General features: G+C 46.6%; 11 protein-coding genes. 4 read left to right on the forward strand and 7 right to left on the reverse strand.

What is annotated here, in order from left to right:
• Window positions 1-65: 65 nt before the first annotated feature.
• From QUB14_RS11550 to ahcY, 3 genes are all read right to left on the reverse strand, one after another.
• Window positions 66-1,490: an NADP-dependent isocitrate dehydrogenase gene (locus QUB14_RS11550; protein WP_190658320.1), complete on the reverse strand. Its 1,425-nt coding sequence runs from the start codon at window positions 1,488-1,490 to the stop codon at window positions 66-68.
• A 430-nt stretch (window positions 1,491-1,920) separates the two neighbouring features.
• Window positions 1,921-2,538: a DedA family protein gene (locus QUB14_RS11555; protein WP_190658317.1), complete on the reverse strand. Its 618-nt coding sequence runs from the start codon at window positions 2,536-2,538 to the stop codon at window positions 1,921-1,923.
• Between the two features lie 167 nt (window positions 2,539-2,705).
• Window positions 2,706-3,983 carry an adenosylhomocysteinase gene (gene ahcY / locus QUB14_RS11560; protein WP_190658315.1) on the reverse strand — a complete coding sequence of 426 codons (1,278 nt, stop codon included), beginning with the start codon at window positions 3,981-3,983 and terminating at the stop codon, window positions 2,706-2,708.
• 273 nt (window positions 3,984-4,256) lie between these two features.
• Here ahcY and QUB14_RS11565 point away from each other — a divergent pair, with 273 nt between their 5' ends.
• Window positions 4,257-4,787, forward strand: a complete 531-nt coding sequence (locus tag QUB14_RS11565; RefSeq protein WP_333217083.1) for a mechanosensitive ion channel domain-containing protein — start codon at window positions 4,257-4,259, stop codon at window positions 4,785-4,787.
• A 360-nt stretch (window positions 4,788-5,147) separates the two neighbouring features.
• Here QUB14_RS11565 and QUB14_RS11570 read toward each other — a convergent pair whose 3' ends face one another.
• Entirely contained in the window at window positions 5,148-5,852 is a 705-nt protein-coding gene (locus QUB14_RS11570; protein WP_333217086.1) for a PEP-CTERM sorting domain-containing protein, read from the reverse strand.
• Window positions 5,853-6,478: 626 nt separating this feature from the next.
• A complete protein-coding gene (locus QUB14_RS11575; RefSeq protein ID WP_333217088.1) occupies window positions 6,479-7,078 on the reverse strand; it encodes a sulfite oxidase-like oxidoreductase in 600 nt (199 codons plus the stop codon).
• Between the two features lie 402 nt (window positions 7,079-7,480).
• Here QUB14_RS11575 and QUB14_RS11580 point away from each other — a divergent pair, with 402 nt between their 5' ends.
• Window positions 7,481-7,750, forward strand: a complete 270-nt coding sequence (locus QUB14_RS11580; RefSeq protein ID WP_190658305.1) for a hypothetical protein — start codon at window positions 7,481-7,483, stop codon at window positions 7,748-7,750.
• A gap of 337 nt (window positions 7,751-8,087) precedes the next feature.
• Here the strand turns inward: QUB14_RS11580 and QUB14_RS11585 are convergent, their stop codons facing one another.
• Window positions 8,088-8,783, reverse strand: a complete 696-nt coding sequence (locus QUB14_RS11585) for a TrkA family potassium uptake protein (protein WP_333217090.1) — start codon at window positions 8,781-8,783, stop codon at window positions 8,088-8,090.
• 140 nt (window positions 8,784-8,923) lie between these two features.
• The gene (locus QUB14_RS11590) at window positions 8,924-10,258 is read right to left on the reverse strand and encodes a TrkH family potassium uptake protein (protein ID WP_333217093.1); all 1,335 of its coding nucleotides are present in this window, start codon (window positions 10,256-10,258) and stop codon (window positions 8,924-8,926) included.
• A gap of 252 nt (window positions 10,259-10,510) precedes the next feature.
• On the opposite strand from QUB14_RS11590, the gene QUB14_RS11595 reads away from it, so the two are divergent.
• Entirely contained in the window at window positions 10,511-11,464 is a 954-nt protein-coding gene (locus QUB14_RS11595) for a methyltransferase domain-containing protein (RefSeq protein WP_333217095.1), read from the forward strand.
• 36 nt (window positions 11,465-11,500) lie between these two features.
• The gene (locus tag QUB14_RS11600) at window positions 11,501-12,559 is read left to right on the forward strand and encodes a homogentisate phytyltransferase (RefSeq protein ID WP_333217140.1); all 1,059 of its coding nucleotides are present in this window, start codon (window positions 11,501-11,503) and stop codon (window positions 12,557-12,559) included.
• Window positions 12,560-12,710 lie beyond the last annotated feature (151 nt).

Here is a 12,710-nt window from a genome sequence, read left to right on the forward strand (position 1 = left end):
CCCCACAAAGCAAGTTTACTGGTTGTGGAACGGGCTTCTAGCCCGTTCAAAAAAAGCCCTCAAACTCAATCCGCGAAATGCTTAATAATCGCCTCAGCAAACTCCGAACACTTCAACTCAGGCACCGGCGGCTCCATCAACCTCGCCAAATCGTAAGTAACTTCACCGTTAGAAATTGCCGCTCCCAAACCCTTCTTAATCAAGTCTGCTGCTTCCTGCCATCCCATGTATTCTAACATCATCACCCCGGACAAAATCAGGGAACCGGGATTGACTTTATCCAAACCAGCGTGTTTCGGTGCAGTGCCGTGAGTCGCCTCAAAAACTGCACATTCATCACCAATATTCGCACCAGGGCCCATACCCAATCCACCCACAATGGCGGCGGCTGCATCGGATAAATAATCCCCGTTCAGATTCATTGTCGCCAAAATCGAATACTCGGCCGGTCTGGTTTGAATTTGTTGGAAAATACTGTCAGCAATTCGGTCGTTGACCATGATTTTTTCTTTCCACTGACCGCTGCCGTGACTCTCCCAAATTGCAAACAGAACGTCGGCTACTTCTTGACGAATTTTGGCTTGTTTTTCTGGGGTCAAAGCATCGTATCCCGGGTCTATTTGGCGAGCATTATCTTCTAAGGTAATGTCTGGATTTTTTTCTTTGTTGCCCAGAATCCAAGACTCTCTTTCCGTTACGCACAGTTCTCGAAATTCGGTGGTTGCTAATTCATAACCCCAATCTCGGAAAGCTCCTTCAGTATATTTCATGATGTTGCCTTTGTGCACCAAAGTCACTTGCTGCTTATCTTTTGGCAACCGTAAAGCGTGGGTAAGGGCGCGCCGTACTAAACGCTGAGAACCTGTTTTGCTAATGGGTTTAATGCCGATTCCAGAATCGAGGCGAATTTGTTTTTTGCCATGTTCTGGTGTTGCTGGAATTAACTCATTATTGAGGAATTCAATCAATTTTTTGCCGATTTCGCTGCCTTTGGCCCATTCAATTCCGAGGTAAATATCTTCTGTATTTTCCCGGTAAATAATTACATCTAGGAGTTCAGGAGTTTTGTGTAGCGATGGTGTTCCAGCATAATATTTGCAGGGCCGCACGCAGGCGTAAAGGTCGAAGATTTGCCGCAAAGCTACGTTTAGCGATCGAATGCCGCCCCCTACCGGCGTTGTCAGCGGCCCTTTGATGGCGACTCCGTATTCTTTGATGGCGTTTAAGGAATCCTGGGGCAGATATTGGTAAGTACCATAGACATCGCAGGCTTCGTCGCCTACATAGATTTTAAACCAGTTGATTTTTCGATCGCCACCGTAAGCCTTTTCTACCGCAGCATCCATGACTTTCTGGGATGCTGGCCACAAGTCAACGCCGGTACCGTCGCCGCGAATGAAGGGAATAATCGGGTCATTGGGGACGATCGGCAAACCGTCTTTGAAAGTAATTTTAGAACCTGTTGTCGGGGCTACAATCTTTTCGTACATATCTTAACAGCGCGGATAGGAATGTTCCCTATTTTGCCACGATTATCTGCCTAAACCTCAACCAATCTTAAATATTTGTATAAATTTAAGTTGGATTTTTGGGCGATCGGCTGCCCGTCACTGTGACTTTTGGGCAATCACCAATTTAAAAGTTAATTTAAAAAAGTAGCAAAGATAGCAGAAGTTTCTATCAAATCTCCCTCTCTATCTTTCAGCGCTACGGTTGAGAATATACTGGAAAGAAGTCACTGGATTTTAGATTTTAGATTTACTCCACCGATGAATCTGGGAGGTTGAACCTTAGTCTAAAATTTTTGGCTGAACACGACTCCTGTGGGAAAGTTGTATCCGTTTTTGGGCGGGGTCAAAATGGTTATTGTAGCCGCCGATGAACGCAAATAAACGCCGATTATTTTCACAAAATTTGCATTTATTTGCGATATTTTTCCTTCTGCATATTCTTCTTCACAACCCACAATATAAACCAAATGACAATAATCACCACAACTATTTTGGAAACCGGGCCCAGATAATCCTCTACAACGGTATAATTTTCCCCTAGTTTATATCCGGCAAAAGTCAGGAAACTTACCCATAAAAGAGTGCCTCCTGTTGAGTATAGTAAAAAAGGAATTAAAGGCATATTATTGATGCCAGCGGGCAGGGAAATCAGGGTGCGAACTCCCGGTACGAGGCGACACAAAAACACGGCTTTGTTGCCGTGTCTGTTAAACCATCTATTTGCTTTGTCAATATCAGCGCCGGATACTGTGATCCACTTGCCGTATTTGTCGGCTAAATTCCTCAAGCGTTCTTCGCTCAATAACTTACCCGCATAGTACCAGGGAAGCGCGCCCAGAATTGTACCAATTACTCCTGCTGCGATCGCCGGCGCTAACTGCATATCATCACCCTTTGATGCCGTGAATCCTGCCAGCGGCATAATCAATTCTGAGGGTATGGGCGGGAAAAGATTTTCTAAAAACATCAACAGGCCAATTCCGAGATAGCCCATCGACTGCATTGTGTTAGTTATCCATTCAACCATTTTGATTTAATAATTTGGTAAGAAGAAGTCAGTAGTCATTAGTCATGGCTCGTTCCTAAACTCTGCCTGGGAACGCATATCTAGAGGCTCTGCCTCGACTCCCCATGAGGGAGGCAGAGCCTCCTTGTATTCATTCCCCGGCACAGCGTGGGAACGATAAACGATGATTAAGTACCCGAAGTCCAAGAGTTTGTGTACTCAATTTGTTCGGCCGTCAAGGTATCAATGTGAATACCCATTGCTTCCAATTTGAGACGGGCAATTTCTTTGTCAACTTCCACGGGGATTGAGTGAATACCAGGCTCTAGTTTGCCTTTGTTCGTAACCAGATATTCGCAGGCTAAAGCTTGGTTAGCAAAGCTCATATCCATCACGGCGCTGGGGTGTCCTTCGGCTGCTGCCAAGTTGATCAAACGACCTTCGCCCAATACAATAACCGACTTGCCATTATTGAGGTGATATTCTTGAGTGAAAGACCGGACCGTTTTCACGTCGGTGCTTTTTGCGCCCAGGGATTTGAGGTCAATTTCAATGTCGAAGTGACCGGAATTGCAAACAATTGCGCCGTCTTTCATTGTCTCGAAATGTTCGGCACGAATGACGTGTTTGTTGCCGGTAACGGTAATGAATATATCTCCGACTGTTGCTGCTTCGTCCATCGGCATGACGCGGAAACCGTCCATCACTGCTTCGATCGCCCGAATCGGATCGATTTCGGTGACAATTACGTTAGCACCCATACCGCGGGCGCGCAGTGCCGTGCCTTTGCCGCACCAACCGTAACCTGCAACCACAATATTTTTACCGGCTAACAAAATATTGGTAGCGCGGATAATGCCGTCTAGCGTAGATTGACCCGTGCCGTAGCGGTTGTCAAAGAAGTGCTTGGTGTCGGCGTCGTTGACGTTCATTGCGGGGAAAGTCAGCACGCCGTCTTTCAACATGGCCCGCAGGCGCACGATGCCTGTGGTAGTTTCTTCGGTAGTTCCGATTAAGTCGGAAATTTGGTCCGGGCGGTGCTGGATCAGTGCGGCTACCACGTCGCTGCCGTCGTCGATGATAATATTGGGGCGGTGGTCTAGGGCTGTGTAGACGTGACGTTCGTAGGTAGCCGCGTCTTCTCCTTTGAGGGCGAAGACGGAAATGCCGTAGTCTTCAACTAAGCAAGCCGCTACGTCATCTTGAGTGCTCAAGGGGTTGCTGGCGATCAGTACGGCGTCGCCACCGCCGAGTTTGATGGCGATCGCCAAATGAGCGGTTTCTGTGGTTACGTGGCAGCAAGCAGCCAAGCGAATGCCAGCGAAAGGCTTTTCTTTAGCGAAGCGTTCTTGAATTTGCCGCAAAACGGGCATTTCCCGGCCGGCCCACTCGATGCGTTGCTTTCCCAAGGGGGCGAGGGACAAGTCTTTGACTTCGTGTTTAATCTTGACGGATGTAGCAACCATGTATGTTATTTCTCAGAAATCATCAAACTTTGTTAGTTTTAGCAGATTAAGTCATCGGCGGGCAAGTGCTGTGATTTTACTCGCTCGGGCTCGGCGCTGCTAATCTTAAATTTTGATTGTGTTTTAATGATTAGCGAACGAGTCGATGGAGTCACCCCCACAGTGAGAGTCAAACATTCCTGTGGGCCGATCGAGCTCAATCTTTTGTGTTAGCGTGGCGTTCTGGAATTATTTGACACTCTCACTTGGGCTGCTGGCAGTTTGAGCGCCTGCGTGATTGCGTTCCCAGCTTGGCGGCCTGCAGATATCATCAGTTGGTTAGGACTTGGTTCAGTAGCGATTAGTTTCGCGTTCCAAGAAATCTTCAAATACTTTTTAGGGGAAATATTGTTGCTGTTGCACGAACCGTTTCAAGTAGGCGATCGGATGATTGTAGAAGGCTTTGAAGGTACTGTTGAAAAGATTTTGCGGCGTTCAACTCAAATTATTAGCGATCGGGGAGAGCGAGTTATGGTGCCGAAGGCGATCGTATTTACCAATTCAGTGCGGGTACTAACAATTATTCCACACAGGCGAACCAACCGGCGTTTAATTTTAGCCTACGAGATCGGCCTTCCTGAGCAATTAAAACCTTGGTTAAAGCTATTTCCGAAGTCGAAGGCGTTTTGTCCCAAACAACTCCAAAAGTTGATACTTCAGGCATTAACCAAGGTTCTTTGCATCTTATTGTCCCCTATTGGAAGCTGCGGGAACAAGCACAGGTGCGACGGACAAAAACCGTGGTTGTGGTGGCGATTAAAGTAGCGTGCGTCCGGGCGGACATTAAAATTCTTCAATCCGTAGCGGTGACTTTGTACGATCAAACACTTTACCGTGAGTGAGTTTTGAATTTTGAGTTGGGAGAGGGGGAGAGTGGGATAGTCGGAGAGTGGGAAAAATCCTGTTTCTCCCGTCGGACTTCTTCACTCTTGACTTGTTCCCTCCACATCCCTCAGTTAAATCTGTTAAATCCCGTACACTGCGGCGTGGTCGAACTTCCCTCTGACTTCTCCCTTCTGACTTTTCCAATCAAGCAAAAGGCGAGCCTATTTCTCATTAGCGCGCCTCCTAATTGAATTTTATTTTGTCAAACGTAATTGGGGAGATTGTTCCGGTTGAAAAATATCAGGAAGTAGTCTTGCTAGCGCGGCGGCGGCGCGCTGCAACCAAGCCACCCAAACCGAGAGCCAAACCAGTCATTGTCATCGGTTCTGGAACTGCTTCTGCAGTCACTGTGAAGTCTTGGAAGTCTGCGTCGCTGCCGTTACCGCGATCGTCGAAGCCAATTAGCGTGCCTCCGTTAAACAGAGAACCCAATCCGTTTGTGAATTGTCCGGCTGCTTGGAATGTGGCAGTTGTTTCTTTGTCGAGCTCGCCCCACAGGGAGGATGACGGGCCAAATATTGTTTGCTGGCTGCCGGTAGGGGCGACATTCAGGTTCAGCCCCGATGTCGAGTAGACCATGCCGTTATCGCTTGATAGTCCCAAGGTGTAAACTTTATTGGCCAGGAATGTGAAGACTGCTGAGCCTGAACCCAAGACTGTATTGCCTAATGTTCCTTTCCAGTCGCTAGCGCCACCGTTGTCTGAGGATTTAGTTTCGGAAAACAGGTTAACAACGTGGGTCAGTCCGAAGCCGTTCACTTCGTAAATTGCCAAAGAGGAAGTGAAGGCGCCGTGAGATTCGTTGAATTTAAATTGGACATCTTGATTTTGTCCGAATGTGATCCCGTTGGTACCAAAGGAGGCGGCTTGAGCTGGAGCTCCGGCGCCAAACAGAGCTGTGGCGGCTGCGGTAGCTGTGAGGGCGGATAATAGTTTGGTATTCATAACCTGTTCCTTTTGTGCGAGAGTCTTAATAATTTCATTATGCGATACTTTTTTTGTATTTGGGGCACTTTAGGTAAAGTTTGACACATTCTTTATCAAGCCTTTACATAACCTTCACAAATTCTGTCTCTCGCCTCGGCTCGCGGGCGATCGCTCCCTAAAAATACACACCCAATAATTATAAAAATTGTGGCTTGAAACCTTGCAGGTGCGGGCATGGGAGCGCGGGTAAGCCCAAGTGATTTAGAGCGGGCTTTTGCTAATTTTTTATTATATTCTGAAGTCTAAATCCTCAACAGCCAACACTTAAGTATAAATACGGTAAAATTCGTGTGTACTGATAGTTAAAGGAGTTTTCTATTAACCAGAAACTGGGAATATTTGTTTTTTGGGACTTGTATAGGGGAGTTAAAGTAGTTTATCTATCGGGTAAATTACCTACAAAATGCGATCGTTGGGTCTACGTATTTTGGTTGAATTCAATAGATCCCGTGGCGTGAGATATCCCAAAGAGGCGATCGAGGAGATGCAATTTCTGCAGATTGAAGCGGTAAAAGACCGGATTGCCCCTCAACAAAGATTGTATAGAGAAGCTGTGGCCGAGTCCTTGCTCCCGATCGCCCGCATCAAAACAGACCGCTGTAGCGTTCCTCTGCCCAAGGTTCGCCCCGCTGGTGATAGCCGTTGCGTTCCCAAAAACCGAGTTCTTCGGTTTCTGTAAACTCCAGGCCGTTAATCCATTTAGCGCTTTTCCAAGCGTACAAGTGGGGAACTACGAGTCGCATGGGGCCGCCGTGGTCTGCGGATAGAGGTTCGCCGAAGACGGTGTGGGCGAAAAAGTTTTCTTCTCGGAGGAAGTCGGCGATCGCAATATTAGTAGTGTAGCCGCCGTAGCAGTGTTCCAGGACGTGCAGAGCTTTCGGATTGACTTCTATGTAGTTCATAAAATCTGTGACTTTGACTCCCGTCCACTGCACGTCGAGTTTTGACCACCGGGTGACGCAGTGAAAATCCGCAGTAAAGTTACTTTGGGGCATCGCCTGGAAGTCCGACCAAGTGAAGGTTTTGGGTTTTGCCAATCCCCAGACTTTAAATTCCCAACTCTCAATACTGACGGAGGGTGTATCGCCGTAGGTCAGCACGGGAAACCCGTTGGCGAGGTATTGACCCGGAGGGACGCGATCGCTATTTTCTAATTCTGGCTTGCGAAAAAATTTGCCCAGCATTGATTCACGCTCTACAGTAACTGACTGCAATCCTGAGTATAACGTGCAGAGATGGGCGCATCGCAATTCATCTCAAGGTAGAAAGCAAAAGCACTTCTGTAGAAAGAAAAATCCCTAAATTCTACCTGATGCCAACCTAATTCTGCCTTCGGAGATAGCCGAAGCTAAAAATTACCAACTATTATGATTCCAGCGTAAGTAGCTAGGCGCTTTAAAACGCAATTATGTAAACGATTGTAAAGTATCCAAATGCCCTAAGCGTGGCTAAGTCAGCCCTGTTTACATACTGTTATATAGCTGAGTTTAATTCCGCCTATATACTTATTAAGTATCTAATCTTACATTTTATCGCAATTCATGGTGCATTTCCCAATTTTTGATGTATTGTTACAATATGCTCAGATGCCATATGTAAAAAAAATTGATGGGGTAAAAATCATGATCGCAAGTTGCTTAATTCCGTTGACGTTGTGCTTGATTGCTGGGTGGGTGACTGCCGGGACCGACAGTAGAACGCTAGACGGAATTCCGGCTCCCATAGCTGCAATTATTGGAGTGTGTTCGTTAATTTGGTTTGTGGCGGCGTGTCCTTGGCCTGTTGAACTCGCTCTAGTCTTGGCGGTGGTGGTTTTCGGCAAAGCTTATTTGCAAAAAATCTTGAAAGTCGGCTGAATTTTCAGGGCTAGCGCTCCTATGATTTGCGGGAGCGCGATCGAGTGCTGCTACTTTGTTAAAATTTTTTGCGATTTGTCTGGCTAGGTTCTCAGAGGGGGTCGCAAAGGCGGAACCAACCCTAGAATTGGTGAAATTCAATTTAGATATTTCGGTTAAAAATTAGAACATAAAAATCGACAGAGAAACCCGGTCGATCTTAGATCGACCGGGTTTCTGAGGGCCTGAAATTTTGACACATCCCGCACCACTTGCTGAGGACTTAGACACTCGGAACCCAAGAAACCGGGTTTCTGAGTCCAGGAGTGTTGCTGTATGTGCGTAAAATGGCAAGCTGTTAAATTGGCAAGCGATTGATATCTTTATTAGAACCAATTACTACCATCGCGTCGCCCTTTCTCAAGCGTTCGCTTGGCTCCGGATTAATCTCGAACTTTTCGGCGCGCCCGACTGCTAGCAAGTTCAAACCATACTTGCGCCGGAGCTCCAATTCGGAGATGGTTTTACCGTCAAACTTTTCAGGAACGAGCAACTCAACGATGCTGTGATCTGGGTCGAGGTCAAAGCGTTCTAAAATGCTGGGTTTTGTAAGAAGGCGAGCCACAGAGCAGCCCATTTCTCGTTCTGGAAAAACTACATGATCTGCACCGACTTTTTTCAACAGTTTTAAGTGAGTTTCCGAAGAAGCTTTGGCTATTACGTGACTTACCCCGCCTTCCTTAAGATTTAGGGTGGTGGTAATGCTTTCTGCTAGGTAATTGCCGATCGCCACAATCACTGTTTCAAATTCAAATATACCTGCTTCCGCAAGAGCGCTAGGCTCAGTAGAATCTAACTGCACAACGTGAGCAGCAATGCGCTCGGTCAAAGCTTGAGTTACTTTTTTTTCATCGGTGTCAACTCCCAAGACTTCGTAACCCAAGCCGTGCAGAGTCGAACACACAGCTTTGCCGAAGCGTCCCAAACCAATAACTGCAAACTGCTTGTTGTCGGCGCGCAAAGTCCGAAAAAAATTTAAAGATGACAGGTTCACTGAATATCCAGCGCTGAGCGTCTTGCTGTTTAAATTTTAGCAGAGACAGCGCCGCCTCCTTTTGGTTTTTAGGTAAGTCGTAAAAGTTGATTTGGGTTGTCACCCATTGTTTAGATTATCAGCAAGTAGGCAGGATTTTTTTATCCCACTAACAAACTTTCCTCAGCATACTTAAAAGACCTGGGTTTTGGGTCGCCGAATGCAGCACTCACCAGCAGCAGCACCCCAACCCGACCTATGTACATTGTAGCAATCAAAATCAACTTACCGATCGGTGAAAGCGTGGGTGTAATCCCAGTGGAAAGACCGACCGTGCCAAAAGCTGAAACTGCTTCATACAGCGCTGCGATAAATTCTACTTGGGGATTGGTCAGCTCGATTAAAATTGCAGATGTGAACGCGACCAACAGGGAACCGAAGACTACGCTAATGGTTTTCAGAATCATTGGTGGCGGGATTTGACGCTGATAGCACTCCACATCTTCCTGGCCTTCGATAACTGCTGTGGTACAGCAAAACAATAGCCTAAAAGTTGTGGTTTTGATTCCGCCGCCGGTGCTGCCAGGACTGGCGCCGATAAACATCAGCGCGATGGTCAGAAATAGCGAGGCTTCGGTCATTTGGCCAATGCTAATTGTATTGAACCCCGCCGTGCGGGGAGTAACAGATTGAAACCAAGCTGCCATCAGTTTTTGAGGAAAAGTTAGAGAGCCGAAAGTGTCTGGGTTGTCGTATTCCAGCACCAAAAAGGCTAGCGTTCCTAAAATTAAAAGGACAGCCGTTGTAGTAGTAACAACTTTGAAGTTCAGGGAAAAAACTGTGCAGATAGGGCTTTTGTTGAAGCGATCGCGCAGCCACAGGTACATTTCCATAATTACTTGATAGCCGATTCCCCCAAATATGATTAAACCGCTGACTGTGAAGTTAACCATAGGCGAAGTGATGTAGCCGATCAAATTATCTGAATAGATGCTAAAACCCGCGTTGTTAAAGGAATTAACGCTGTGAAATATAGCAGACCACACACCCTGTTTAAATCCGTATTGGGGGACGAAAACCGTCATCAGCAAAAACACTCCTGTTAATTCAAACAAAAGCGTTGTTGCTAGAATTGACTGAATGAGTTGTACTACACCGGCTAGCCCGGGTTTGTCGAGAGATTGTTGCAGGGCAACTTTGTCTTTCAAGCCAAAGCGGCGGCCCAATAACAGCAGCAAGAAAGTCGTGGCTGTCATGTAGCCCAAGCCTCCTATTTGCACCAGTAAAACTAGGCACAGTTGCCCCCAAAAAGAGTAATATTTTCCGACATCCACAACCGACAAGCCCGTGACGCACACAGAGGAAGTAGAGGTAAACAGTGCTGTTATTGGATCGCTCCAAGTTCCATCAATTGTGGAAAAGGGCATCATCAGTAATAGAGCACCTATGAGGATGACAGCGAAAAAGCCCAAAGCAATGGTTCGCGAGACAGTCATTCGATTTTAGGTTTTAGATTTTAGATTTGAGAGGGAACCACAAATCGATTTTAGATTTGAGGTTTTAGAGGGAACCCACAAATCGATTTTAGATTTGAGGTTTTAGAGGAAGCCCACAAATCGATCCTCGGGCTTCAAATAAGGATATCTCTGTCTGGCGAATGCCGGAGACCGATCGAACTAAATGACCAAATTCTATGACAACAGCGGGAAAATAACGGTAGAATTCCTTTAATAACTTGCGATCCGGCGATGACATCAACACTTTACCAGCAAATTCAGCAACTTTACGACGCTTCTAGCGGTTTGTGGGAGCAGGTGTGGGGCGAACATATGCACCACGGTTACTACGGCCCGGATGGCAATTTGAAAAAAGAGCGCCGACAGGCTCAGATAGATTTGATAGAAGAACTGCTGGCTTGGGCTGGAGTGCCGTCAGAGAAGGCACTCTGTGAACCTTACCGCATTCTCGATGTCGGTTGCGGGATCGGCGGCAGCACGCTGTATTTGACCGAAAAGTTTAGCTCTATCCCTCAAAATAATTTAAAGTTGGATGGCGGGGGGGATCAAGATTATAGCCGATCGCCCGAACAAAATAAAACGGGCCCTAGCGTTACAGCTACCGGGATTACTCTGAGTCCGGTACAGGCCAACAGAGCGACCGAACGCGCTAAAATTGCTGGGCTAGAAAGCAATGTGAACTTTTTGGTGGCCGATGCTTTGAATATGCCTTTTCCGGACGAGTCCTTCGACTTGGTTTGGTCGCTCGAAAGTGGCGAACATATGCCCGACAAAATTAAGTTTTTGCAGGAATGCTGCCGCGTGCTCAAGCCGGGAGGAACTTTGATTTTGGCAACTTGGTGTCACCGCCCGGTGGGAGAAACGGCGGGAGAATTAACTGATGAAGAGAGAAAGGAATTGGCAGAAATTTACCGGGTTTATGCTTTGCCTTATGTGATTTCTTTGCCGGAATACGAGGAAATTGTTCGCAGTTTGCCTTTGACAAGTATTCGCACCGCTGATTGGTCAAAAGCTGTTGCTCCTTTTTGGGATGTGGTGATCGATTCTGCTTTGACTCCGAGCGCGATTTGGGGTTTGCTCACGAGCGGTTGGACGACAATTCAAGCAGCACTTGCTCTCGGATTGATGAGCCGTGGATATCAGAGCGGGTTGATTCGTTTTGGGATGATTTGTGCTGTAAAATAGCAGGCATATATCAGAGAAGTTTTGAGTGTTGAGTTGATGAGTAAGGTGTGCATTGCACACCTTAGAAAATATTATTTGTGTGGTGCGGGTGTGAGATTTATGGGCAATGATTCGATTGGCAAGTCTTGGATTGATAAAAATGGCTCGGCTCAGCAAAGCTGGCTGAGGGCATTTTGGGAGTTTTCTCGACCGCACACAATTGTGGGTACTAGCTTGAGTGTATTGGCGTTGTACGCGATCGCCCAAAGTGCGCGGCTGTTTGTGAATCCTGTATTGGGGCCCCTAGCTTGTGCCTGGTTGGCTTGCATTTGCGGCAATATTTATATTGTGGGATTGAACCAGTTAGAAGATGTTGAAATTGATAAAATAAATAAGCCGTATTTGCCGATCGCCTCGGGAGTTTTTTCTCGGAAAACCGGGGAATTAATTGTAATTGCAACGGGAATTATAGCAATTTTGACTGCGGTTTTGCAAGGCCCGTTTTTGCTGGCTACCGTTGGCGTTAGTTTGGCGATCGGGACTGCTTATTCTCTGCCACCAATTCGGCTGAAACGGTTTCCTTTTTGGGCGGCGCTGTGCATTTTTACGGTGCGTGGCGCGATCGTAAATTTAGGGTTATTTTTGCACTTTAATTGGGTGTTGGATTTGGGAAGAGCGAAAAGCGCTTTTTCTGGCTGGAATTTGGAGAGTATGTCTTTTGGGATGCCTGCGGAAGTTTGGGTGCTGACGGTTTTTGTTGTGGTGTTTACGTTTGCGATCGCCATTTTTAAAGATATCCCCGACATGGAAGGGGACAAGCAATACAATATTACTACGTTTACGATTGAGCTGGGCAAGCCGGCCGTCTTTAATTTATCTCGCTGGGTGTTGACGGTTTGTTATTTGGGCGCGACTTTAGCCGGAGCGATCGTATTGTCTAATGTTAATTTAGTGTTTCTGACAGTTTCTCATTTGGCGGCTTTGGGTTTGATGTGGTTTTGGAGCGCGAAAGTTGATTTGGACGATAAAATAGAAATTGCTGCATTTTATCAGTTTATCTGGAAGTTGTTTTTCTTAGAATATCTGATTTTTCCCGCAGCTTGTTTGTTGGGGTAGAAGGGGGAGTTCGGCAACGGATTCTGTAACGGATGTAACGGATGTAACGGATGTAACGGATGTCAGGAAGAAGGAAGAAGCAAGGGGGAAGAAGGAAGGGGGAAGAAGGAAGAAGGAAGGAAGAGTTAACAAATTAGAACAATTTGGCAAT

Origin of the sequence: Microcoleus sp. B3-D2, from assembly GCF_036705345.1 — a bacterium.
Classification (GTDB): Bacteria; Cyanobacteriota; Cyanobacteriia; order Cyanobacteriales; family Microcoleaceae; genus Microcoleus.